This window comes from Acidovorax sp. GW821-FHT09A11, assembly GCF_059418365.1.
Genome location: NZ_JBWKPS010000002.1, coordinates 440,566 through 461,884, shown reverse-complemented (window position 1 = coordinate 461,884; position 21,319 = coordinate 440,566). Strand labels below are relative to the sequence as shown.

General features: G+C 67.4%; 15 protein-coding genes and 4 tRNA genes. 11 read left to right on the top strand and 8 right to left on the bottom strand.

What is annotated here, in order from left to right:
- Positions 1–13 precede the first annotated feature (13 nt).
- From AC07PV_RS06165 to AC07PV_RS06135, 7 genes are all read right to left on the bottom strand, one after another.
- Positions 14–1,411, bottom strand: coding sequence for a sensor histidine kinase (locus AC07PV_RS06165; protein WP_218340769.1), 1,398 nt, complete (start codon positions 1,409–1,411; stop codon positions 14–16).
- A gap of 2 nt (positions 1,412–1,413) precedes the next feature.
- The gene (locus tag AC07PV_RS06160) at positions 1,414–2,082 is read right to left on the bottom strand and encodes a response regulator (protein WP_218294094.1); all 669 of its coding nucleotides are present in this window, start codon (positions 2,080–2,082) and stop codon (positions 1,414–1,416) included.
- Positions 2,083–2,243: 161 nt separating this feature from the next.
- Positions 2,244–3,257 carry a Bug family tripartite tricarboxylate transporter substrate binding protein gene (locus AC07PV_RS06155; RefSeq protein WP_218294095.1) on the bottom strand — a complete coding sequence of 338 codons (1,014 nt, stop codon included), beginning with the start codon at positions 3,255–3,257 and terminating at the stop codon, positions 2,244–2,246.
- Positions 3,258–3,380: 123 nt separating this feature from the next.
- Complete coding sequence (gene hpnE / locus AC07PV_RS06150; RefSeq protein ID WP_218340770.1) at positions 3,381–4,700, bottom strand: hydroxysqualene dehydroxylase HpnE; 1,320 nt, start codon at positions 4,698–4,700, stop codon at positions 3,381–3,383.
- A 19-nt stretch (positions 4,701–4,719) separates the two neighbouring features.
- Positions 4,720–5,559 (bottom strand): presqualene diphosphate synthase HpnD, encoded by an 840-nt coding sequence (gene hpnD / locus AC07PV_RS06145; RefSeq protein ID WP_218294097.1) that lies wholly within the window; start codon positions 5,557–5,559, stop codon positions 4,720–4,722.
- Positions 5,560–5,690: 131 nt separating this feature from the next.
- Positions 5,691–7,091, bottom strand: coding sequence for an L-serine ammonia-lyase (locus AC07PV_RS06140; RefSeq protein ID WP_218294098.1), 1,401 nt, complete (start codon positions 7,089–7,091; stop codon positions 5,691–5,693).
- 363 nt (positions 7,092–7,454) lie between these two features.
- Positions 7,455–7,826: a RidA family protein gene (locus AC07PV_RS06135; protein ID WP_218294099.1), complete on the bottom strand. Its 372-nt coding sequence runs from the start codon at positions 7,824–7,826 to the stop codon at positions 7,455–7,457.
- Positions 7,827–8,098: 272 nt separating this feature from the next.
- On the opposite strand from AC07PV_RS06135, the gene AC07PV_RS06130 reads away from it, so the two are divergent.
- A complete protein-coding gene (locus tag AC07PV_RS06130; protein ID WP_494629717.1) occupies positions 8,099–9,070 on the top strand; it encodes a LysR substrate-binding domain-containing protein in 972 nt (323 codons plus the stop codon).
- Positions 9,071–9,082: 12 nt separating this feature from the next.
- On the opposite strand, the gene hpnC is transcribed toward AC07PV_RS06130, so the two are convergent.
- Positions 9,083–10,021: a squalene synthase HpnC gene (gene hpnC / locus AC07PV_RS06125; protein WP_494629716.1), complete on the bottom strand. Its 939-nt coding sequence runs from the start codon at positions 10,019–10,021 to the stop codon at positions 9,083–9,085.
- Between the two features lie 118 nt (positions 10,022–10,139).
- Here hpnC and AC07PV_RS06120 point away from each other — a divergent pair, with 118 nt between their 5' ends.
- The 10 genes from AC07PV_RS06120 (at position 10,140) to AC07PV_RS06075 (ending at position 21,318) form a co-directional block, all read left to right on the top strand.
- Positions 10,140–11,339, top strand: coding sequence for an efflux RND transporter periplasmic adaptor subunit (locus AC07PV_RS06120; RefSeq protein ID WP_494629715.1), 1,200 nt, complete (start codon positions 10,140–10,142; stop codon positions 11,337–11,339).
- 8 nt (positions 11,340–11,347) lie between these two features.
- Positions 11,348–14,530, top strand: a complete 3,183-nt coding sequence (locus tag AC07PV_RS06115) for an efflux RND transporter permease subunit (RefSeq protein ID WP_218340777.1) — start codon at positions 11,348–11,350, stop codon at positions 14,528–14,530.
- A gap of 91 nt (positions 14,531–14,621) precedes the next feature.
- Positions 14,622–14,708: transfer RNA gene (locus AC07PV_RS06110), tRNA-Leu, on the top strand.
- Between the two features lie 75 nt (positions 14,709–14,783).
- A complete protein-coding gene (gene tig / locus AC07PV_RS06105) occupies positions 14,784–16,097 on the top strand; it encodes a trigger factor (protein ID WP_218294103.1) in 1,314 nt (437 codons plus the stop codon).
- A gap of 128 nt (positions 16,098–16,225) precedes the next feature.
- Positions 16,226–16,834, top strand: coding sequence for an ATP-dependent Clp endopeptidase proteolytic subunit ClpP (gene clpP, locus AC07PV_RS06100; protein WP_304505098.1), 609 nt, complete (start codon positions 16,226–16,228; stop codon positions 16,832–16,834).
- Positions 16,835–16,936: 102 nt separating this feature from the next.
- On the top strand, positions 16,937–18,202 hold the full coding sequence (gene clpX, locus AC07PV_RS06095) for an ATP-dependent Clp protease ATP-binding subunit ClpX (RefSeq protein WP_218294104.1): 1,266 nt from the start codon (positions 16,937–16,939) through the stop codon (positions 18,200–18,202).
- Between the two features lie 126 nt (positions 18,203–18,328).
- Positions 18,329–20,761 (top strand): endopeptidase La, encoded by a 2,433-nt coding sequence (gene lon / locus AC07PV_RS06090; RefSeq protein ID WP_218340778.1) that lies wholly within the window; start codon positions 18,329–18,331, stop codon positions 20,759–20,761.
- An 87-nt stretch (positions 20,762–20,848) separates the two neighbouring features.
- Positions 20,849–20,924, top strand: a tRNA-Gly gene (locus AC07PV_RS06085).
- Between the two features lie 58 nt (positions 20,925–20,982).
- A tRNA-Cys gene (locus AC07PV_RS06080) sits at positions 20,983–21,056 on the top strand.
- A gap of 189 nt (positions 21,057–21,245) precedes the next feature.
- A tRNA-Gly gene (locus tag AC07PV_RS06075) sits at positions 21,246–21,318 on the top strand.
- Position 21,319 lies beyond the last annotated feature (1 nt).

The window sequence follows — 21,319 nt, the reverse complement described above, 5'->3', positions numbered from 1 at the left end:
CGGGCCGGGTTCTTCATGGCCGGGGCCACCAGAGTATGGCCAGCAGGCCGGGGCCGCCGGCGCGGGCCTCCAGCCGCAGCCGGCCCCGGTGGCGTTCCGCGATCGACCGGGCGATGGCCAGGCCCAGGCCCGAGCCGCCCGCCACGGCCTGCGAGCCGCGCCGGTAGCGGTGGCCCAGGGCGTCGCGCTCTTCGGGCGGGAGGCCCGGGCCGTTGTCTTCCACGCTCAGGCTCCAGCCCAGGCTGTCGCCGGCGGCCGACACGGTGATGGTGCCTTGCTCCGGGGTGTAGGCGATGGCGTTGGCCGCCAGGTTGGTGAGCGCCTCGCGCAGCAGCCCGCTGTCCGCCACGGCGGCCAGTTCGGCCGTGGCGGTGTGGATGCCGAAGTCGATCTGCTTGGCGCGGGCCTGCGGCAGCAGTTCCAGTGCCACGGTGCGCAGCAGCAAGGCCAGGTCGCAGGGTGCGAACTCCACCGCGGCGGTGTCGCTGCGCCCCAGGGCCAGCAGCTGCTGGGTGCTGCGCGTGGCGCGCGCGATCTCGCCGCCCAGGGCTGCCAGCGTGTCCTGAAGCCGGGCCGCGTCGGGTTCGCGGCGTGCGTAGTCGATCTGCATCTGCAGCGTGGTGAGGTGTGTGCGCAGCTGGTGCGACGCATCGTCGAGGAACTGGCGCTGCTGCGCCACCAGGTCCTGCGTGCGCGCCATCTGCTGGTTGACGGCGGTGACCAGCGGGCGGATGTCCGCGGGCAGTTCGGCGCCGGCGACCGGTGTCATGTCGTCAGGGCTGCGGGCCTGCACCTCGCGGGCCAGGCGTGCCAGGGGGCGCAGCGCCAGGGCCAGCGTGGCCGCCGTGCCCAGCACCATGAGCGCCAGCACCAGGCCATCGCGCAGCGCGGCGCGGCGGACGAAGCGGCGCGTGAACTCCTGCCGCGACTGGGTGCTTTCCGCCACCTGCACCAGCACGCTGCTTGTCCCGGGGGCGGATGGCGGCCCTTCCATCGCGCGGCGGTAGGCAGCCAGGCGCACGGATTCTCCAAAGTAGGTCGCATCGTAGAAGCGCGGCACACCGGGCTCCAGCGGCCCCGGCGGCAGGGGCAGGTCGGCGTTGCCCAGCTCCACCAGTCCATCCGACGATGCCACGCGGAAATACACGTGTCCGCTGGCCGTGAGCTCGAAGAATTCCAGCATGCTGTAGGGCAGCTCGGCCGAGAGCCCGCCCGAGGCGGTGGAGATGTTGGCATCGATGGACTTGAGCGCGCCCAGCAGCGAGCGGTCGTAGGCCGCGTTGGCGGCCTCCAGCGCGTCGTGCCGGGTCATCCACAGCTCCACGCCCGTCACCACGGCCAGCAGCGGCAGCAGCAGGCACGCCAGCATCCGCCACAGGCTGGCACGGCGCAGGCGTGCGGCCAGGCCCATGTTCAGTGCGATTCCAGTGCGTAGCCCAGGCCGCGCAGCGTGACGATGCGCACGCCGCTGCCGTCGAGCCGCTTGCGCAGGCGGTGCACGAACACTTCCACGGCCTCGGGGTGCACGTCGTCATCGTCGGAGAACACGCGCTCCAGGATCTGCTGCTTGGAGAACGGCTCGCCGCTGCGCTGCACCAGCACGCGCAGCACGGCCTGCTCGCGCGGCGACAGCGCCAGGGGTTCGCCCTGCAGCACGAATTGCCTGCGCGCGCTGTCGTACGCCAGCGGGCCACATGCCAGGCGCGGGTGGTCGGTGCCGCGCGCGCGGCGCACCAGGGCGTGCAGGCGCGCCTCCAGCTCGGCCAGCTCGAACGGCTTGGCCAGGAAGTCGTCCGCCCCGGCATTGAGCAGCCGCACGCGCTCGTCCAGCGAATCGCGCGCGGTGAGGATCAGCGTGGGCAGGCGCTGGTCGCGGTCGCGCAGGCGCTGCAGCACCGCGTGGCCGTCCAGGCCCGGCAGGCCCAGGTCCAGGACCAGTGCGTCGTAGTTGTCGTGCTGCTGCAGCGATCGGTCGGCCAGGCGGCCGTCATTCACCCATTCCACCTGGATGCCCGCGTGCTCCAGCGCGCGGCTGAGCCAGGTGCCCAGGCTGTGTTCGTCTTCGGCCAGAAGGATGCGCATGGAGGGGATGCTAATGCTGTTGTGCAGTGCCATCGCCGAGGCACGTGCGCCCGGGCCGCAGGCCTGGCGCGCCCCGCCAGCGCCACCGTGGAACTGGCTTTGCCAGGCCACGGGTGGCGTCCTCCTCTGGGGGGAAGACGCGAAGCAACTCAGGGGGCTTCCTAATCCGGCTTGACCTGCGCGCGCTTGAGCACCTTCTGCCAGCGCGCCTGCTCGGAGGCGATGAACTGCGCGAACTGCGCCGGCGTGCCGCCGATGGCTTCGGCCGCATCGCCGCTCAGGCGCTTGAGCGATTCCGGCGCCTTGACGGCCTTCATGGTTTCGGCGGCCAGCTTGTCCAGGTGCTCCTGCGTGAGGCTGGCCGGGGCCAGCATGCCGTACCACTGCGTCATCTCGAAACCCGGGAAGCCCTGCTCGGCCACGGTGGGCACATCGGGCAACTGGGGCAGGCGCTGGGTCGATCCCGTGGCGATGCAGCGCACCTTGCCCGACTTGATGAAGGGCAGCATGGCGGCGGCGCCCACGGAAGCGGCGTCAAGCCGGCCCGAGAGCAGGTCGGTCATCATGGGGCCGGTGCCGCGGTAGGGCACGTGCAGCATGAAGATCTCGGCCGTCATCTTCAGGTACTCAAAGGCCAGGTGGCCGGCGCTGCCGTTGCCCGCCGAGCCGTAGCTGAGCTTGGCGGGGTTCTTCTTGGCGTAGGCGATGAATTCCTTGAGGTTCTTGGCCGGCACGTCGGGGTGCACGACGTACAGGCTGGGCACCTTGGCCAGCAGGCTCACGGGCTTGAAGTCCTTGTTGGCGTCGTAGGGCAGCTTGTCGAAGATGTACGGGTTCACGGCGAGCGTGCCGATGTGGCCCAGGATCAGCGTGTGCTGGTCGTCGGCGCGCGCCACCTCCTGCATGGCGATGTTGCCGGCCGCACCGGGCTTGTTGTCCACGAACACGCTCTGGCCCAGTGTCTTGGTCAGTTCGGCGGCGGTGGAGCGGGCGACGATCTCGGAGCTGCCGCCCGGCGCGAAGGGCACGACGAAACGCACCGACTTGGAAGGCCATGCGGCCTGTGCCGACACCGATGCGGGCAGCAGGCCGCCCAGCGCCAGGGCGCCGCCGGCACCGAGCAGGTGGCGGCGGTTGGGGTGGAGGGTGTGGGAATGGGGGGTGTCTGTAGGCATGCTTGTCTCCGTGAAAGCCATCAAGGCGTGACAGCCGCCATGGTGCGCGCCGCGTGCTTTCGGAATGCTGTCAGTCGGCCTGGGGTTTTCCCGGGGGCGCGGCCAGGGCGCCCGAGCGCCGGGTCAGGGGAGCGCGGCCACCGCGGTGCCGCTGAGCACCGCCCCTTCCAGCGTGGCGGGGTAGGGGCCGTCCACATAGTCACCGCAGGCCGAGAGCCCGGGCAGCACCTGCATGCCGGGGCGTGCAAGGCCGGGCGTGCAGGCAAAGGTGGCGCGTTTTTCCACCACCGTCTGTACGGGCGACAGGGAGCCGATGCCCAACTGCGCGGCGGCTTGCCGCAGCACCTGCTGTTCGATGTGGGTGCGCTCGCCTTCGCTGGCACTCACCACGAACGCGAGCAGGCCCTGGTTGCCGTCCAGCTGGCCACGGTCGAACACGAACTGCGCGGGGCTGTCCGGGGCGCTGCGCAGCGCCAGCATGGGCTGGGCCAGGCGCGCGTCCGCCGCGTGGGCGTAGACGGTGGTGATGGCCTCGAAGTGCAGGGCGCCGGCCAGGGCGCTCCACCGGCCGGCACTGGCCAGCCCCGCCATGCCGGCCACACCCGCCACGAGCCGGCTGGCCTCCCACGAAGGGCATGCGAGGGTCACGTGGTCGAACACCTCCGGTGCATTGTCCGTGGTGCCCGGCGCACCGGCGGCGCCGACGACCTGCCAGCGCCCGGCGTGCTGCGGCTGCAGCCGCTGCACGCGCTGGCCGGTGAGCACCTGGTGGCGGCCCTGCGCCTGCAGCCAGCGCGCCGCAGGCTCGGGAAAAAGCGCGCCCAGGTCGGCGCGCGGCAGCAGCAGGTTGGAGCCGCCGCGCCCGCTGAACAGGCTGTCCCGCAGCACGCGCAGAAACACCTGGCCGCTGGCCTGGTGCGCCGGGGTGTTGAGGGCCGACACACACAGCGGGTCGATGAGCTCTGCCATGAGGCGGGGCGTGAGCGGTGCGCACAGGTCGGCCACCGAGGTCGTGGGCGCGCAGCGGAACCCCCTGATCTGCCAGGCGGTGGCGGTGCGCAGCAGGGCCAGCTTGTCGCGCCAGCCCCATCCCCTGGCGCGCGCGATGCCCAGCAAGGCATCCAGTGGGGGCGGCAGGTCGGGCAGCCGCAGTCCCTGGCCATCCGGAAACTGCAGCGTGAGCGGCAGGCGCAGCAGTGCGGTGCTGGCATCCACCCCCACCAGGCGCATCAGGCGCAGGCTTTCGGCGTAGGCGCCGATGAGGATGTGCTGGCCGTTGTCGAGCGTGACCACCTTGCCCCCCGGCAGCGTGGCGGGCACGGCACGCGCCCGGCCGCCCACGGTGCGGGCGGCTTCGAACACCGTGACCTCGCGGCCCGCCTGGGCGTGCGCGATGGCTGCGGCCATGCCGGCCCAGCCCGCGCCGATGACGGCGACTTTCATGGATGCTGCCGCACGGCCGCTACATCCGTCCGAGCGCCTGCACCTTCCACGCCAGCCAGAACTTGCGCAGCGGCGTGAGGCGGATGCGCTGGTGCAGCACCTGGAAGTTCTCGTGCTCGATCTCGCGCAGCAGCGTGCGGTAGATGCTGGCCATCATCAGGCCGGGTTTCTGCGCGCGGCGGTCGGCGGCGGGCAGCAGGGCCAGGGCTTCGTCGTAGAGGCTGTGCGCACGCTCGGCCTGGAAGCACATGAGCGCGGTGAAGCGGTCGGAGTAGGTGCGCTTCAGGATCTCGTGCGCCTTCACGTCGAACTGCTGCAGCTCGCTCACGGGCAGATAGATGCGGCCCAGCATGGCGTCTTCGCCCACGTCGCGGATGATGTTGGTGAGCTGGAAGGCCAGGCCCAGCGTGTGGGCGTACTGCGTGGTGCGCCCGTCGGTCTGGCCGAAGATGCGCGCCGTGACCTCGCCCACGATGCCGGCCACCAGGTGGCAGTAGCCCTTGAGGCCCGCGAAGTCGAGGTAGCGCGTCTGCTCCAGGTCCATCTGGCAGCCATCGATGACGGCCTGCAGGTGGCGCTGCTCGATGCCGTATTCGGCGGTGTGCGGCATCAGCGCCAGCATCACGGGGTGGGTGGGCTGGCCGGCATAGGCCTTGGCCACTTCGGCCTGCCACCAGGCCAGCTTGGTGCGCGCCACGCCGGGGTCGCTGACCTCATCGACCACGTCATCCACCTCGCGGCAGAACGCATAGAACGCCGTGATGGCCGCGCGGCGCGGCGCGGGCAGGAAGAGAAAGGCGTAATAGAAGCTGCTGCCCGAGGCCACGGCTTTTTGCTGTACGTACTGCTGCGGTGTCATGGGCGGAATTGTCCCATGGCGCACCCCGCGCGGCGGGGATCCGCGGTTTGGCGCGCTTTTGGCCCCTGGCGCTCTTCCATCCAGCGCGAGTCGCTACTTTTTTGATAGCGATGGGGCGGCGCGGTGGCGCCTCAGCATTCGACCACGTTCACCGCCAGCCCGCCGCGCGAGGTCTCCTTGTATTTGACCTTCATGTCCGCGCCGGTCTGCATCATGGTCTTGATGACCTTGTCGAGCGAGACCACGTGCTGGCCGTCGCCGCGCAGCGCCATGCGGGCGGCGTTGATGGCCTTGATGGCGCCCATGGCGTTGCGCTCGATGCAGGGAATCTGCACCAGGCCGCCCACAGGGTCGCAGGTCATCCCGAGGTTGTGTTCCATGCCGATCTCTGCGGCGTTCTCGATCTGCTCGGGGCTGCCACCCATCACGGCGGCCAGCGCGCCGGCCGCCATGGAGCAGGCCACGCCCACCTCGCCCTGGCAGCCGACCTCGGCGCCCGAGAGAGAGGCGTTCTCCTTGTAGATGATGCCGATGGCGCCGGCGGTGAGCAGGAAGGTGGCGATGCCGTCCTCGTTCGCGCCTGGAAGAAAGTTCACGTAGTAGTGCAGCACGGCCGGTATCACGCCGGCGGCGCCGTTGGTGGGGGCGGTCACCACGCGGCCGCCAGCGGCGTTTTCCTCGTTGACGGCCATGGCATACAGGTTCACCCAGTCCAGCATGGACAGCGGGTCGCGCAGGGCGGCCTCGGGCGAGCCGCTCAGGCTCTTGTGCAGTTCGGCCGCGCGGCGGCGCACCTGCATGGGGCCGGGCAGGTGGCCGGTGCTGGCGCAGCCGCGCTGCACGGCGGCCGCCATGGTTCGCCAGATCGCCATGAGCTGGCGCCGCACCTCGCCGGCGCTGCGCCAATGCTCTTCGTTGGCGGCCATGAGCTGGGCCGGTGTGAGGCCGCTGGCCTGGCATTGGGCCAGCAGCTCGGCCCCGGTGCGAAAGGGGTAGGGCAGGCCCCGGGCGTGGCCCGCGGCATCGGCCCCGCAGGTGGCTGCCAGATTGAGCACGCGCTCCCCCGCGGCGTCGGTCACGAAGCCGCCACCCACCGAGTAGTACTCGCGCTGGGCAATTTCCCGGCCCTGTGCGTCAAAGGCATGCAGGCACAGCCCGTTGGGGTGCAGCGGCAGGCTCCTGCGCCTGAACAGCAGATGGTCTTTTTCCACAAAGGCAATGGCGCGCTCGCCCAGCAGGGCCAGCGACTGGCGGCCGCGGATCTCGGCAATGGCGGGGGCGATGCGGTCCGGGTCGATGTGGTCGGGCTCGTACCCGGCCAGGCCCAGCAGCACGGCCTTGTCGGTGCCGTGGCCCACGCCCGTGGCCGACAGCGACCCGAACAGCTCCACCGTGACACCGTGCACGGCGGCCAGCCCCACGCCATCCCGCAGGTGGCAGGCAAACTGCCGCGCCGCGATCATGGGCCCCACGGTGTGGGAGCTGGAGGGGCCGATGCCGATCTTGAAGAGGTCGAAAACGCTGACGGACATGGTGTGTGGCATACCGGGTAGGTTTTGGGGATGCGTGGAACCCCTGGGGCCCTGGTCCATGGAAAGCAGCGATGGCGCGGGTGGCGCCATCGCTGTTCTCGAGGCAACAGCATCTTTCGCACTGCCGGTACTCTTGGTGCCCGCAGTGGGCGCGAGGCTAACCGTGCAGGCGCCGGCCGGCACACGCGTAATCCCTGATGAGCGGGGCCCCGGGTCCATCACCCTGCGCGGCGTTGCACGTGCTGAATTTCAATATTGATAGCAAAATATTGAACGGGCAAAAGCGGTAGCGGCGCTTTTGCCGTATCGCTCTGGCCGCTCCCACCAGGCCGCATGGCTCGGCTTGCCACCCATGAATGTTTCTTACAGTGGGGTGGGCCGGGCCGCCACGAGTGCGAGGGACACCGTGGCCTGGGGTGTGAAAGGCGAAGGGTGTGGCGTGATGCGGGGGAGTGTGGGCCAGCGCGCGGCCCGTGGGCGCAGCACCGCCAGCACGGCGGTCCGGGCGGCGGGGCCGCGCACGAACACGTCGCACGACAGGATGCTCCGGGGATCGGCGCCGGCTTCGCGCAGCAGGCGCTCGGCCGCCGCGAGCACCTGCATGAACTGCCCATGGTCGTCCTGCCGCCCGCCGGGCGGTGAATCAGAGGCCATGCAGGCCACGCGGATGGAGAGCGTGGTGCGTGCATGCCATACCCCCACGCACAGGGCCCGCGCGGCGCGTCCCGCCGTCATGCGGGGCCTTCGCTGCGGAGGTGCCCCGGTTGCAGCCCGCTCGCGGACAGCGCCCTCGCGGCCTGGGAGGCGGCCCATGGCGCGAAGAACCACCGGGCGTAGCCTCTGCGCCAGGGCGCTGGCGAGGGCGGACGGCAGGGCGCGGCCACCGGTGCCGTGCACACCCGGCACATAATGAGTAAATCTATCCAGTCCGCAGGTGGGTTTCGATGCATGCCGGTGATCGTACGGAGCACGCCAGCCTGTGACTATCGACAATATTTCGTCAAATCATGAATTCAGCTCATGGCAAAAGCAGTGCCGGCCTGTCGCCCGCCGGTCCGGGCGGGGGCAACGGCGCACGCCGCCTGCCGCCGCTGAACATGCTGCGTGCGTTCGAGGCGGCAGGGCGCCTGCTGAGCGTGACCCATGCGGCCCGCGAAATGAGCGTGACGCAGAGCGCCGTGAGCCACCAGATCAAGGCCCTGGAGTCCTGGCTGGGCGTGGCCCTGGTGGCGCGCGAAGGCCGTCGGCTGGCGCTCACCACCGCGGGCGCGGCGCTGTTGCCCGGGCTCACCCGCGCACTGGATCTGATGGCGCAATCCACGGCGGGCATCGAGCGGCTCACGCGGCGCGGCACGCTGGTGGTGAATGCCACGTCCACGCTGGCCTCGCAGTGGCTGATCCCGCGGCTGGCGGGTTTTTGCGCGCAGATGCCGGGGCTGGACGTGCAACTGGTCACCACGCTGGGCCACCTGGATTTCGAGCCCGCCCAGTACGACGTGTCGATCCGGTGCTTCGCCGACAGCGAGCTGGCGGCGCTGCCCGCGCGCGCGGGCTGGCGGGACGTGGCGCTGGGGCCCTTCATCCCCGACAAGCTCACCCCGGTGTGCAGCCCGGCCCTGCTGGCGGGCGATGGGGCGATGGAGTCGCCGCAGGGGCTGGCGCGGCACACCCTGCTGCACAGCCGGTCCACGCCGGTGGCCTGGCAGCGGTGGCTGGAAGAGGCGGGCGCGCCAGGCCTGCAGCCTGCGGGCGACCTGGTGTTCGACCACGCGCACCTGAGCGTGCAAGCCGCCCTCCAGGGCCTGGGCGTGGCGCTGGGCAACCCCCGATTTCTGGGCGATGCGCTCGCGGGTGGCCTGCTGGTCATGCCGTTTGCCCAGCGCCTGTCGGGCGAGAAGAACTACTACTGGCTGCGGCCCGCGCGCGCGGCGGACGACCCGGTGTCGGCCGCGTTCTGCGCGTGGCTGGCGGTGGCCTGAAAGCGCGTTGACTCACATCGCCACTGCCCGCCAGAGCATCACGCACCAGTCCCACGCGTGCAGCCGGGGGCGGGTGTGCAGGCTGCCGCCCTGTAGCCCGTCCACCTTGTCGAGAATGCGCAGGCCGCCTTGCACCACCAGCCGCAGCTCCCAGCCCGCACGGCCGGGCAGACGGTGGACCAGGGGGGCGCCGCTGCACATGGTGGCGCGCGCCCAGCGCGCGCAGTTGATGATCAGGCGGGCGTTTTCGGGTGTGCTTTGCAGCGCCAGCAGTTCGGCCTGGCCGGCGCCGTGGCCCGCGCAGTCGGCGCGCGGCAGGTAGTGGCGTCCTCGGGGGATGTCCACGCCCAGGTCCTGCCAGAAGTTGATCAGCTGCAGGGCGGTGCAGATGGCATCGCTCTCCTGCAGCGCCTTGGCATCCGTCACGCCATACAGATGCAGCAGCAGGCGGCCCACCGGGTTGGCCGAGCGGCGGCAATAGTCCAGCAGCTCGCTGCGGTCGGCGTAGCCCTCGGCGTCGCGGGTTTTCTCCACGTCCTGCACGAAGGCGCTGAGCAGGTCCTGCAGCAGCGGCAGGGGCAGCTGGTGGCTGCGCAGCACCCCTTGCAGGGGCAGGAAGACGCCGGCCCAGCGGGGCGACGGGGGCCGGCCCTGGGCGATGGCTTGCAGATCGGCGTGGTATGCGGCCAGGTCCGCCAGGCGGCTGGCGGCCGGGGCATCGCCTTCGTCCGCGATGTCGTCGGCGGTGCGGGCAAAGCCATAGATGGCTGCGATGGGCTGGCGCAGGCGCGGCGGGCACAGCAGCGATGCCACGGGGAAATTCTCGTAGTGGGTCACGGGCGGCGCGGCCACCGGGGTGGCCGGCGGCGGCGTGGGGGCGGTCGGAGAGGGGGGGCTGGATCGGTCGTTCACACCCGGGATTGTCGCTTGACAAGGCGGGAGGCTTCTCATAGATTACTAACCGGTCAGTCAGTAATCAGAATAATCTTCGACAGGGACAAGGAGGCTGGCCCGTGCCTGCGTTTGCCCGCAGCTCCTTGTGGCCCTTTTTTTACTCACCGGATTTTCCATGCGCACACCTTCCGCTTCGCGGCCCTTTCAACGGCATTCCAGGTACCTGCTGGTGCTGGCCACGGCGGCCCTGCTGGCCGCCTGTTCGCGCCCCGCTCCGCCCGAGGAGCCCGTGCGCTCCGTGAAGCTGCTGACGGTGGGCATGGGGGCGCTGCAATCGAGCCTGGAGTATTCGGGCGAGGTGCGGGCGCGCGTGGAATCGCGCCTGGGTTTCCGCGTGGCCGGCAAGATCGTGCAGCGCCAGGCCGAACTGGGCCAGCATGTGCGGGCCGGCCAGGTGCTGGCTCAGCTGGACCCCAAGGACTACCAGCTGGCTGCCGACGCCGCGCGCGCGCAACTCGCATCGGCGACCACGCAGCGCGATCTGGCGGCCGCCGACTACAAGCGCTACCAGGCCCTGAAGGACCAGAACTTCATCAGCGGCGCCGAGCTCGAGCGCCGCGATGCCACGCTCAAGGCCGCGCAGGCCACGCTGGACCAGGCCCGCGCGCAGCTGTCGTCGCAGGGCAACCAGGCGGCCTACACCACGCTGGTGGCCGACGTGTCGGGCGTGGTGACGGGCATCGATGCCGAACCGGGCCAGGTGGTGTCGGCGGGCACGCCCGTGGTGCGCATCGCGCAGGACGGCCCCCGCGACGTGGTGTTCGCGGTGCCGGAAGACAAGGTGGCGCAGATTGCCCAAGGCTCCGAGGTGGCGGTGCGCGGCTGGTCGGGCGGCGCCCCCCTGGCGGGGCGCGTGCGCGAAGTCGCGGCCAGTGCCGACGCCGCCACCCGCACCTACCAGGTGAAGGTGGCCATCGACAGCGGCGACGCGCCCGCGCTGGGCTCCACGGTGTATGTGACGCCCAAGGCGTTGAGCCACGCTGGCATCCAGGCGATCAAGCTGCCCACCAGTGCCTTGCGCCAGGAGGGCCAGTCCACGGCCGTGTGGGTGTACGACGCGGCCAGCAGCACCGTGAAGTCGCAGGTGGTGCAGATCGCCACGGCCGATGGCAACGAGGCCGTGGTGGCCGCGGGCCTCACGCCCGGCATGCAGGTGGTGGCCACGGGCGTGCACGTGCTCTCACCCGGGCAGAAGGTGCTGGTTTATCAGCCAAAAGTGGCCTCGGCGCCCGCCGGTAAAGCGCAAACAGCTATAAATTCAGTAGCAAATCCTGCCGCCGCTGCTGTGGCGCCCGCGGCTTCCACTGCCAACTGAGGCCGGCCATGACGCAAGTACAACCCAAAGAGGGGTTCAACCTCTCCAAGTGGGCGCTCGACCATCCCGCCCTCACGCGCTACCTGATGGTGGTGCTGATGCTGCTGGGCTTCGCGGCCTACTTCCAGCTCGGGCAGGACGAAGACCCGCCGTTCACCTTCCGTGCCATGGTGGTGCGCACCTACTGGCCTGGCGCCACGGCGCAGCAGGTGGCCGAGCAGGTCACCGACAAGATCGAGCGCACCCTGCAGGAAGTGCCCTATGCGGACAAGATCCGCAGCTACTCCAAGCCGGGCGAGTCGCAGATCATCTTCCAGATCAAGGACTCCTCCAAGGGCAGCGAGGTGGCCAACGTCTGGTACAGCGTGCGCAAGAAGGTGGGCGACATGCGCTACACCCTGCCGCAGGGCATCCAGGGACCGTTCTTCAACGACGACTTCGGTGATGTGTACGGCGTGATCTACGCGCTGGAATCCGAGGGCTTCAGCTATGCCGAACTCAAACAGTTCGCCGACGACGCGCGCCAGCAGCTGCTGCGCGTGCCTGACGTGGCCAAGGTCGAACTCTTCGGCGTGCAGGACGAGAAGCTCTTCATCGAAATCTCGCAAAAGCGCCTGTCGCAGCTGGGCCTGGACATGAACCAGGTGCTGGCCCAGCTGGGCCAGCAGAATGCGGTGGAAAGCGCGGGCGCCATCCAGACGCCGCAGGACCAGGTGCAGGTGCGCGTGCAAGGGCAGTTCAATGCCGTCGAAGACCTGGGCGCCATGCCGATCCGCGGGCCGTCGGGCGCGCAGCTGCGTCTCTCGGACATCGCCGAGGTCAAGCGCGGCTATGTGGACCCGGCCTCCGTGAAGGTGCGCCACCAGGGGCAGGAAGTGATCGCGCTCGGGGTGTCCATGGCCAAGGGCGGGGACATCATCGCGCTGGGCAAGGCACTGCACACGGCCACCGACCGCATTGGCAGCACCCTCCCGGCGGGCGTCAGGCTCGTCAACGTGCAGGACCAGCCCAAGGCCGTGGCGACCTCGGTGAACGAGTTCGTCAAGGTGCTGATCGAGGCGGTGGTCATCGTGCTGGCGGTGAGCTTCATCGCGCTGGGTTTCCACAGGCGCCCCGGCAAGAATCCGCTGTGGAAGCGCTGGTACATCGACCCGCGCCCCGGCCTGGTCGTGGGCATCACCATCCCGATGGTGCTGGCCGTGACCTTCCTGGCCATGTGGTACTGGGGCATCGGCCTGCACAAGATTTCGCTGGGCTCGCTCATCATCGCGCTGGGCCTGCTGGTGGACGACGCGATCATCGCGGTCGAGATGATGGTGCTCAAGCTCGAGGAGGGCTACGACAAGGTGCGTGCCGCCACCTTCGCCTACGAGATCACGGCCATGCCCATGCTCACGGGCACGCTGATCACGGCGGCGGGTTTCCTGCCCATCGGCCTGGCCAAGTCCACCACGGGCGAATACACGTTCGCGATCTTTGCCGTGACGGTGATCGCGCTGGTGCTCAGCTGGATCGTGTCGGTGTACTTCGTGCCGTACCTGGGCACGCTGCTGCTCAAGGTGCCGCCCCACGTGCTGGCCGCGCAGGCCAGCCAAGGCATCACGGACGATCCCCACGAGGTGTTTGACAGTCCGTTCTACCGCACCTTCCGCCGCCTGGTGGACTGGTGCGTGCAGCACCGCTGGCTCACCATCGGCGCCACGGTGCTCACCTTCGCGCTGGGCATCGCCGGCATGGGCAAGGTGCAGCAGCAGTTCTTCCCGGATTCGAGCCGCCCGGAGATCCTGGTGGACATCTGGTTCCCCGAGGGCACCTCGTTCGCGGGCAACGAAGAAGTCACCAAGCGGGTGGAGCAGCGCCTGCTCTCCGAGCCTGGGGTCAGCTCCGTGAGCACCTGGGTGGGGTCGGGCGTGCCGCGCTTTTACCTGCCGCTGGACCAGGTGTTCCCGCAAAGCAATGTGTCGCAGTTCATCGTGCTGCCGCAGGACCTGAAGGTGCGCGAATCGCTGCGCGTGAAATTGCCGGCGCTGCTGGCGCAGGAGTTTCCGGAGGTGCGCGGCCGGGTGAAGCTGCTGCCCAACGGGCCGCCCGTGCCGTACCCCGTGCAGTTCCGCGTGGTGGGCCCCGATCCGCTGGTGCTGCGTGAGCGCGCGGACGAGGTGAAAGCCCAGCTGCGCCAGAACCCCGACATGCGCGGCGTGAACGACAACTGGAACGAGTCCGTGAAGGTGCTGCGCCTGGAAGTGGACCAGGCCAAGGCGCGCGCCCTGGGCGTGACCAGCCAGTCCATCGCACAGGCCTCCAAGACCATCCTGTCGGGCACGCAGGTGGGCCAGTTCCGCGAGGGCGACAAGCTCATCGACATCCTGCTGCGCCAGCCGCAGGAGGAGCGCAACGCGATCACCGACATCGCCAATGCCTATCTGCCCACGGCGTCGGGCAAGTCGATTCCGCTCACGCAGATCGCCAAGCCGGTGTTCACCTGGGAGCCGGGCGTGATGTGGCGCGAGAACCGCGACTACGCCATCACGGTGCAGGGCGATGTGACCGAGGGCCTGCAGGGCGCCACGGTGACGGCGGCGTTGCTGCCTGCCCTCAAGGAGATCGAGGCGAAGTGGCGTGCCGCGGGGCAGGCCGGCTACCGCATCGAGGTGGCGGGTGCCGTGGAGGAAAGCTCCAAGGGCTCGGCATCGATCGCGGCGGGCATTCCGGTCATGCTGTTCATCACCTTCACCTTGCTCATGCTGCAACTGCACAGCTTCAGCCGCGCGATGCTGGTGTTCCTGACCGGGCCGCTCGGGCTGGCGGGCGTGGCGGCGGCCTTGCTGCTGCTCAACCGCCCCTTCGGCTTCGTGGCGCTGCTCGGCGTGATCGCGCTCATGGGCATGATCCAGCGCAACTCGGTGATCCTGATCGACCAGATCGAGCAGGACCGCGCGCGGGGCGTGCCGGCGTGGGATGCGATCGTCGAATCCGCCGTGCGCCGCCTGCGCCCCATCGTGCTCACGGCCGCGGCTGCGGTGCTGGCCATGATCCCGCTGTCGCGCAGCGTGTTCTGGGGCCCGATGGCCGTGGCCATCATGGGCGGGCTGGTGGTGGCCACCGTGCTCACGCTGCTGGCGCTGCCCGCGATGTATGCTGCCTGGTTCCGTGTCAAAAGGCCGGCGCCGGAGGTCCTTGGAGGGGTTTGATTCCCACCCTGCCCGCATCAGGGTAAAATAGAAGGTTGACCGATTTCACACAGGCGGCAGTTCGTGCCGCCTGTTTGTTTGTTGTAGAACCGCGCGGGTGGCGAAATTGGTAGACGCACCAGGTTTAGGTCCTGACGCCAGCAATGGTGTGGGGGTTCGAGTCCCCCCCCGCGCACCACCCATGTGAGACTTTGCGGAACACGGCGCCGCTGCGCTGCAGCCAGCACGATCCACATTCATAAGAGGAATAGCCATGGCCGTTACTGTTGAAACCCTTGAGAAGCTCGAGCGCAAGATCACGCTGAGCGTGCCCGTCACCCTGATCCAGTCCGAAGTCGACACGCGCTTGAAGCGCCTGGCCCGCACGGTCAAGATGGACGGTTTCCGTCCCGGCAAGGTGCCCATGAACGTGGTGGCCCAGCGCTACGGCTACTCGGTGCAGTACGAAGTGCTCAACGACAAGGTCGGTGAAGCCTTCGCCGTGGCCGCCAACGAAGCCAACCTGCGTGTCGCCGGCCAGCCCCGCATCTCCGAGAAGGACGGCGCTCCCGAGGGCCAGATGACCTTCGACGCCATCTTCGAAGTGTTCCCCGAAGTCAAGATCGCCGATCTGGCGGACGCGGAAGTCGAAAAGCTGTCGGCCGAAGTGACCGATGCGGCCATCGACAAGACCATCGACATCCTGCGCAAGCAGCGCCGCAGCTTTGCGCAGCGCGCGCTCGAAGCCGCCGCGCAAGACGGCGACCGCGTGACGGTCGACTTCGAAGGCAAGATCGACGGCGAGCCCTTTGAAGGCGGCAAGGCCGAAGACTTCCAGTTCCTGGTCGGTGAAGGCCAGATGCTCAAGGAGTTCGAGGAAGCCGTGCGCGGCATGAAGTCGGGCGAAAGCAAGACCTTCCCCCTGGCATTCCCTGCGGAATACCACGGCAAGGACGTGGCCGGCAAGACGGCGGACTTCCTCGTCACGGTCAAGAAGATCGAAGCGGCCCACCTGCCCGAAGTGAATGACGCCCTGGCCAAGTCGCTGGGCATCGCCGATGGTTCCGTGGAAGGCCTGCGCGCCGACATCAAGAAGAACCTGGAGCGCGAAGTCAAGTTCCGCCTGCTGGCCCGCAACAAGCAGGCCGTGATGGACGCTCTCGTGTCCAAGGCCGAACTGGACCTGCCCAATTCCAGCGTGCAGGCTGAAATCGCCCGCCTGCTCGAAGGCGCCCGTGCAGAACTCAAGCAGCGCGGCATCAAGGACGCCGACAAGGCCGAAATCCCTGAAGACGTGTTCCGTCCCCAGGCAGAGCGCCGCGTGCGCCTGGGCCTGGTGCTGGCCGAACTGGTGCGTGCCAACGAACTGCAGGCCAAGCCCGAGCAGCTCAAGGCCCACATCGACGAGCTGGCCGCCAGCTACGAGAAGCCCGAGGACGTGGTGCGCTGGTACTTCGGTGACCGCCAGCGCCTGGCGGAAGTCGAAGCGGTCGTGATCGAGAACAATGTGACCGAATTCGTGCTGGGCAAGGCCAAAGTGGTCGAAAAGTCCGTGTCGTTCGACGAACTGATGGCCCAACAGGGCTGATAGGCCTGGCCGGGCGGCTTGTCGGTTACCGAACTGCCCGGTTGTTGCCGACACATACAGGGGCTTGTGCTTTCGTGCACAAGCCCCAATTCATTTCTGGGTACAGTACCTGCTTGTCTGGAGAAAACATGAGCGCATTGGAAACACAAGGCCTGGGCATGGTCCCCATGGTCATCGAGCAGTCGGGCCGTGGCGAACGGTCCTATGACATCTACTCGCGCCTGCTCAAGGAGCGTGTGATTTTTCTGGTGGGGCCGGTCAACGACCAGACCGCCAATCTCGTGGTGGCTCAGCTGCTGTTCCTGGAGAGCGAAAACCCCGACAAGGACATTTCGTTCTACATCAACTCCCCGGGCGGTTCGGTGAGCGCCGGCATGGCGATCTTCGACACCATGAATTTCGTCAAGCCCGATGTGTCGACCCTGTGCACGGGCATGGCGGCCAGCATGGGTGCCTTCCTGCTGGCGGCGGGCGCCAAGGGCAAGCGCTTTGCGCTGCCCAACTCGAAAGTCATGATCCACCAGCCGCTGGGCGGCATGCAGGGCCAGGCGACCGAGATCGAGATCCATGCGCGCGAGATCCTCAAGACGCGCGAGCAACTGAACAAGATCCTGGCCGAGCGCACGGGCCAGCCGCTGGAGAAGATCCAGCGCGACACCGAGCGCGACTATTTCCTGTCGGCCGACGAGTCCAAGGAATATGGCCTGGTCGACCAGGTGATCAGCAAGCGCTCCTGATAGCCACAGGGTCGCGCGGCGGCGTTTTCCCTGAGGGAAGACGCCGTTTTTTATTTGGTTATCATCCCGACAACTTTCCGTAACAAGCAAGGCATTGCCCCCATGGCCGAGAAAAAAGGCTCTTCCAGCGAAAAAACCCTTTACTGCTCTTTTTGCGGCAAGAGCCAGCATGAAGTGAAGAAGCTGATCGCTGGCCCGTCGGTCTTTATCTGCGACGAGTGCATTGACCTGTGCAACGAGATCATCCGCGATGAGCTCCCGGCCGGTGACCTGGCGCGCGAAGGCCGCGCCGATCTGCCCACGCCGGTGGAGATCAAGACCAATCTCGACAACTACGTGATTGGCCAGGATGTGGCCAAGCGCACGCTGGCGGTCGCGGTGTACAACCACTACAAGCGCCTGCGCCACAAGGACAAGGCCCACAAGGACGAGGTGGAGCTGTCCAAGAGCAACATCCTGCTGATCGGGCCCACAGGTTCCGGCAAGACGCTGCTGGCGCAGACCCTGGCTCGCATGCTGGATGTGCCCTTCGTGATGGCCGACGCCACCACGCTGACGGAAGCCGGCTACGTGGGCGAGGATGTGGAGAACATCGTCCAGAAGCTGCTGCAAAGCTGTAACTACGAGGTGGAGCGCGCGCAGCGCGGCATCGTCTACATCGACGAGATCGACAAGATCTCGCGCAAGTCGGACAACCCCAGCATCACGCGCGACGTGTCGGGCGAGGGCGTGCAGCAGGCGCTGCTCAAGCTCATCGAAGGCACGATGGCCAGCGTGCCGCCCCAGGGCGGGCGCAAGCACCCGAACCAGGACTTCCTGCAGATCGACACGACCAACATCCTGTTCATCTGCGGGGGCGCGTTCGCGGGCCTGGAGAAGGTCATCGAGAACCGCACCGAAGCATCCGGCATCGGCTTCGGCGCATCGGTCAAGAGCAAGAAGCAGCGTTCGCTGACCGAGGTGTTCACCGAGATCGAGCCGGAAGACCTGATCAAGTTCGGCCTGATCCCCGAGCTGGTGGGCCGCATGCCCGTGGTGACGGCCCTGGCCGAGCTGAGCGAGGACGCGCTGGTGCAGATCCTGACCGAGCCGAAGAATGCGCTGGTCAAGCAGTACAGCAAGCTCCTGGCCATGGAAGGCGTGGATCTGGAGATCCGCCCCGCCGCGCTGAAGGCCATTGCCCGCAAGGCGCTGGCCAGAAAAACTGGCGCGCGCGGCCTGCGCTCCATCCTGGAGCAATCGCTGATCGGAACGATGTTCGACCTGCCCAACACCAGCAATGTCGAAAAGGTGGTGGTGGATGAGTCCACCATCGAAGAAAACAAGCCGCCGCTGCTCGTTTACCGCGAAGCGGCCAAAAAGGCCTGAAATGCCCGGAGCGGGCGCCTTGTTGCCGCCCCTTGAACCATCAACCCTGGCGGCAGTGCGGCTGCGCGCCAGGGTTGAAAATCCCCACATGTGGACCAACTTCCACAGAGCACTTTGAGGATTTCCATGTCCGGACACACCCCCCTGCCAGCCACCCCCATTGACCTGCCGCTGTTGCCCCTGCGCGACGTGGTGGTGTTTCCCCATATGGTCATCCCGCTGTTCGTGGGCCGTCCCAAGAGCATCAAGGCGCTCGAGATGGCCATGGAGGCGGATCGCCGCATCATGCTGGTCGCTCAGAAGGCCGCGGCCAAGGATGAGCCTTCCGTGTCGGACATGTTCGACGTGGGCTGCGTCTCCACCATCCTGCAGATGCTCAAGCTGCCCGATGGCACGGTGAAGGTGCTGGTCGAAGGCCAGCAGCGTGCCATGGTGGCCTCCATCGAGGATGCCGAAACCCATTTCACGGCCACCGTGACGCCGGTCGAAGCCACGCCCGAGGCCAACAAGCCGAGCGAAATCGAAGCCCTGCGCCGTGCGGTGATGCAGCAGTTCGACCAGTACGTCAAACTCAACAAGAAGATTCCGCCAGAGATCCTGACCTCGATCTCCAGCATCGACGACCCCGGCCGCCTGGCCGACACCATTGCGGCCCACCTGCCGCTCAAACTCGAAAACAAGCAGGTCGTGCTGGATCTCGCCGACGTGAAGGCGCGGCTGGAAAACCTGTTCGAGCAGCTTGACCGCGAAGTCGACATCCTGAACGTCGACAAGAAGATCCGTGGGCGCGTGAAGCGCCAGATGGAGAAGAACCAGCGCGACTTCTATCTCAACGAGCAGGTCAAGGCGATCCAGAAGGAACTGGGCGAAGGCGACGAAGGCGCGGATATCGAGGAGATCGAGAAGAAGATCAAGCTCGCCAAGATGCCCGCCGAGGCGCGCAAGAAGGCCGACGCCGAGCTGAAGAAACTCAAGCTCATGTCGCCCATGTCGGCCGAGGCCACCGTGGTGCGCAACTACATCGACGTGCTCACGGCGCTCCCCTGGAGCAAGAAGACCAAGATCAAGCACGACCTGGTCAATGCCGAGGGCGTGCTCAACGAAGACCATTTCGGCCTGGACAAGGTCAAGGACCGCATCCTTGAATACCTCGCGGTGCAGCAGCGCGTGGACAAGGTGAAGGCGCCCATCCTGTGCCTGGTGGGACCTCCTGGCGTGGGCAAGACCTCCCTGGGCCAGTCCATCGCCAAGGCCACCGGCCGCAAGTACGTGCGCATGGCCCTGGGTGGTATGCGCGACGAGGCCGAGATCCGCGGGCACCGCCGTACCTACATCGGCGCGCTGCCGGGCAAGGTGCTGCAGAGCCTCTCGAAGGTGGGCACGCGCAATCCGCTGTTCCTGCTCGACGAGATCGACAAGCTCGGTACCGACTTCCGGGGCGACCCCTCGAGCGCGCTGCTGGAGGTGCTGGACCCCGAGCAGAACCACACCTTCGGCGACCACTACGTCGAGGTGGACTTCGACCTCTCCGACGTGATGTTCGTCGCCACCTCGAACTCGATGAACATCCCGCCGGCCCTGCTCGACCGCATGGAAGTGATCCGCCTGTCGGGTTACACCGAGGACGAGAAGACCAGCATCGCCATGAAGTACCTGCTGCCCAAGCAGCTCAAGAACAATGGCGTGAAAGACGAGGAGCTCGAGATCACCGAGCCCGCCGTGCGCGACATGGTGCGCTACTACACGCGGGAGGCCGGCGTGCGCTCGCTCGAGCGCGAGCTGTCCAAGATCTGCCGCAAGGTGGTCAAGGGCCTGCAGCTCAAGAAGCTCGAGCCGAAGGTCATCGTCACCGCCGACAACCTGCCCGACTTCCTGGGCGTGCGCAAGTACACCTACGGCCGTGCCGAGGCGCAGAACCAGGTGGGCCAGGTGGTCGGCCTGGCATGGACCGAGGTGGGTGGCGACCTGCTGACCATCGAGGCCGCCGCCATGCCCGGCAAGGGCGTGATCACGCGCACCGGCTCGCTGGGCGACGTGATGAAGGAATCGGTGGAGGCTGCCCGCACGGTGGTGCGAAGCCGCTCGCGCATCCTGGGCATCAAGGATGAGACCTTCGAGAAGCGCGACATCCACATCCACGTGCCGGACGGCGCGACGCCCAAGGACGGTCCGAGTGCGGGTGCCGCGATGACCACCGCGTTCGTTTCGGCGCTCACGGGCATTCCCGTGCGTGGCGACGTCGCGATGACGGGCGAGATCACGCTGCGTGGCGAGGTCACGGCCATCGGAGGGCTCAAGGAAAAGCTGCTGGCGGCCCTGCGTGGCGGCATCAAGACGGTGCTGATCCCCGAAGAGAACGTCAAGGACTTGGCCGAGATCCCGGACAACGTGAAGAGCGGCCTGGAGATCGTGCCCGTGCGCTGGATCGACAAGGTGCTCGAGATCGCGCTGGAAACCAAACCCGTGCCCCTGACGGACGAGGAGGTGGCCGTGGTGGCCGCTGCTGCGGCGGAGAAGAGCGCGGGTTCGGCCGCGGCCACGGATGGCTTGAAGCATTGAAGAAAAAGTTTTTGGGATGCTTCAAAAAATGCGCTACAATTCATTCCATCGCAGCAAACGTTGTACAATGTGAGGCTTCGGTAAAATGCGGGAATAGCTCAGTTGGTAGAGCGCAACCTTGCCAAGGTTGAGGTCGAGAGTTCGAGACTCTTTTCCCGCTCCAATTTCCACAAAAAGGGAAGCAATTGCTTCCCTTTTTTGTCAGAGGAATGTGAATTCCTGGCGCGGTAGCAAAGCGGTTATGCCCCGGATTGCAAATCCGGTTAGTCCGGTTCGACTCCGGACCGCGCCTCCAGATACGGTTTGTGCCGTCGATGCGGCACAGGATCCTGCGGGATCTTTGCATCGGCCGGATCGTGGAGGATGGATGGTGGTCAGTTGGTTGACTTTTTTGGCTTGCAATCGAATAGAGCCAAAAAATAGCGATATAATTTGAGGCTTGCTGATTCATGCAGATGGAAACATCGGCTGCGGTAGGAAAAATGCGGGAATAGCTCAGTTGGTAGAGCGCAACCTTGCCAAGGTTGAGGTCGAGAGTTCGAGACTCTTTTCCCGCTC

What these genes read in the sequence shown, in the direction of transcription:
- AC07PV_RS06130 (WP_494629717.1), top strand. Translation starts at nt 8,099, where the DNA reads ATGAATTCAGCTCATGGCAAAAGCAGTGCCGGCCTGTCGCCCGCCGGT.
- lon (WP_218340778.1), top strand. Translation starts at nt 18,329, where the DNA reads ATGTCCGGACACACCCCCCTGCCAGCCACCCCCATTGACCTGCCGCTG.
- clpX (WP_218294104.1), top strand. Translation starts at nt 16,937, where the DNA reads ATGGCCGAGAAAAAAGGCTCTTCCAGCGAAAAAACCCTTTACTGCTCT.
- AC07PV_RS06155 (WP_218294095.1), bottom strand. Translation starts at nt 3,257, where the DNA reads ATGCCTACAGACACCCCCCATTCCCACACCCTCCACCCCAACCGCCGC.
- hpnD (WP_218294097.1), bottom strand. Translation starts at nt 5,559, where the DNA reads ATGACACCGCAGCAGTACGTACAGCAAAAAGCCGTGGCCTCGGGCAGC.
- clpP (WP_304505098.1), top strand. Translation starts at nt 16,226, where the DNA reads ATGAGCGCATTGGAAACACAAGGCCTGGGCATGGTCCCCATGGTCATC.
- hpnC (WP_494629716.1), bottom strand. Translation starts at nt 10,021, where the DNA reads ATGAGAAGCCTCCCGCCTTGTCAAGCGACAATCCCGGGTGTGAACGAC.
- AC07PV_RS06115 (WP_218340777.1), top strand. Translation starts at nt 11,348, where the DNA reads ATGACGCAAGTACAACCCAAAGAGGGGTTCAACCTCTCCAAGTGGGCG.
- tig (WP_218294103.1), top strand. Translation starts at nt 14,784, where the DNA reads ATGGCCGTTACTGTTGAAACCCTTGAGAAGCTCGAGCGCAAGATCACG.
- AC07PV_RS06165 (WP_218340769.1), bottom strand. Translation starts at nt 1,411, where the DNA reads ATGGGCCTGGCCGCACGCCTGCGCCGTGCCAGCCTGTGGCGGATGCTG.
- AC07PV_RS06120 (WP_494629715.1), top strand. Translation starts at nt 10,140, where the DNA reads ATGCGCACACCTTCCGCTTCGCGGCCCTTTCAACGGCATTCCAGGTAC.
- AC07PV_RS06140 (WP_218294098.1), bottom strand. Translation starts at nt 7,091, where the DNA reads ATGTCCGTCAGCGTTTTCGACCTCTTCAAGATCGGCATCGGCCCCTCC.
- hpnE (WP_218340770.1), bottom strand. Translation starts at nt 4,700, where the DNA reads ATGAAAGTCGCCGTCATCGGCGCGGGCTGGGCCGGCATGGCCGCAGCC.
- AC07PV_RS06135 (WP_218294099.1), bottom strand. Translation starts at nt 7,826, where the DNA reads ATGACGGCGGGACGCGCCGCGCGGGCCCTGTGCGTGGGGGTATGGCAT.
- AC07PV_RS06160 (WP_218294094.1), bottom strand. Translation starts at nt 2,082, where the DNA reads ATGCGCATCCTTCTGGCCGAAGACGAACACAGCCTGGGCACCTGGCTC.